The sequence below is a fragment of the Brasilonema bromeliae SPC951 genome (assembly GCF_012912135.1).
Taxonomy (GTDB): Bacteria; Cyanobacteriota; Cyanobacteriia; order Cyanobacteriales; family Nostocaceae; genus Brasilonema; species Brasilonema bromeliae.
Genome location: NZ_QMEB01000434.1, coordinates 1 through 1,154, shown reverse-complemented (window position 1 = coordinate 1,154; position 1,154 = coordinate 1). Strand labels below are relative to the sequence as shown.

The following is a 1,154-nucleotide window of genomic DNA, read 5'->3' as shown; positions in this document are numbered from 1 at the left end:
ATTTAAGTGTCAAAAAATAAGGATTATCTCCACTGATACTACTAATTCCCAACGATTCACGGCAAAAACAGTTCAGCAATCTTTCCAAGGTACGGTAAGCGACAGTACCCATCCAAGGAAAGATGCAGCACTTTCCCTTTTCTAAGCGCAACTGCGAAGTAACCACAGGACAGGGGAGGTGCGATCGCTATAATAAAACCAGTATCACTGAAGTAAAACTAACAATGTTAATGGAATCCGTGTCATTGTTTTGTACTTCTTTGCGTTAGCCGTTCGCGGAGCCTCTGGCAGAGAAGGCTTTGGCGAAACCATCGCTCTTGCTTAATTTTACAGTTATCTAGAATCAGGGCGATTGCCGGAGGCGCAGCTACGCTTAACGCCTGAAGGGAAAAGCTGCGAGTAATTGAGTTTGGATGAATTGACTTAAGCTGTCCAATCTTCCACATGAAGATTCTCAATCTGTCCGAAGTCTTTCAGGTTACGGGTGAGCAGAGTTGCTTGATGGGCAAGGGCGATCGCCGCAATTTTGAGATCCATTGAACCTAGTCGAGGATAGGATTTGCGAAGATTTTGAAAGATTTGCCCTGCTTTGTCATCAAAACTGATCACAAAAATGTTTCGGTAATTAACAAGTTGATTTTCTAATTTGCGATACGCAGCGATTTGCCCTTCTATGGAATCGGCTTTGGCGATGTAACTGAGCCAACCCCGCATTTGTTCCTCATAAGTCACTATGGTGGTAGCAACTTCATTGGGATTGATACGGGCTATTTTAGCAAGAAGTGGCTGGGCTGAGGCTCCACCACGGTCAAAAACGCTGATATGGTCGGTATCCAAAAGATACATATCAAATGTCGCCAGAGGAGTCAGAATCAGGGCGAAGGGATTGACGGTATTGTTGCCCTAATTGCATCGCTTCGTCGTAAGCTGGGTCGTTGGCAAAGCTGCCTAAAATCGTTTGCCACCAAGGAATAGAAGAAACGGGGAGTTGTTGCTTGAGGCGAGCCACCTCAGCTTCTAAAATTGCTAGTCTGGCTTCGATTTCGGGGGTTGACATAGGATTTTTTGAGCGTCTGTTGTTCTAATTATGTCATTTTGCTGGACTAAGGTAGGTTGGCGATCGCGCTTGTGCTGGCTCTCCAGTCCAAATCCAA

2 protein-coding genes are annotated in these 1,154 nt (G+C 45.3%); both read right to left on the bottom strand.

Going from position 1 to position 1,154, the window contains the following annotated elements; translation table 11 throughout:
* Nucleotides 1-423: 423 nt before the first annotated feature.
* A complete protein-coding gene (locus DP116_RS28310; protein WP_169158260.1) occupies nucleotides 424-846 on the bottom strand; it encodes a type II toxin-antitoxin system VapC family toxin in 423 nt (140 codons plus the stop codon).
* A 1-nt stretch (nucleotide 847) separates the two neighbouring features.
* On the bottom strand, nucleotides 848-1,057 hold the full coding sequence (locus DP116_RS28305; RefSeq protein WP_169158259.1) for a hypothetical protein: 210 nt from the start codon (nucleotides 1,055-1,057) through the stop codon (nucleotides 848-850).
* Nucleotides 1,058-1,154 lie beyond the last annotated feature (97 nt).